Origin of the sequence: Pseudonocardia sp. EV170527-09, from assembly GCF_008369905.1 — a bacterium.
Taxonomy (GTDB): Bacteria; Actinomycetota; Actinomycetes; order Mycobacteriales; family Pseudonocardiaceae; genus Pseudonocardia.
Genome location: NZ_VRMC01000548.1, coordinates 1 through 255, shown reverse-complemented (window position 1 = coordinate 255; position 255 = coordinate 1). Strand labels below are relative to the sequence as shown.

The window sequence follows — 255 nt, the reverse complement described above, 5'->3', positions numbered from 1 at the left end:
ATTTATACTGGTATTCTTCGACGACATATTGGTCTACAGCAAAAACCTTCAGCAACACAAGCATCATTTGAACATTGCTCTGTCAATTCTGAGGCAGCATCAACTGAAGGTAAAGCTCTCAAAGTGTTCTTTTGCTACTGCATCAGTAGAGTACTTGGGCCATATAATTTCTGGAGATGGTGTGTCCACAGACCCATCAAAAATTGCAGAGATTGTCAATTGGTCAGTCCCTACTTCAGTAAAGCAGCTTCGTAG

General features: G+C 41.2%; 1 protein-coding gene. It reads left to right on the top strand.

Annotation, left to right across the window (positions count from 1 at the left end; genetic code table 11):
* Window positions 1-4: 4 nt before the first annotated feature.
* Window positions 5-255 (top strand): reverse transcriptase domain-containing protein (locus FVA95_RS34260; protein ID WP_368667397.1); only part of this gene is annotated, 251 nt, incomplete at its 3' end.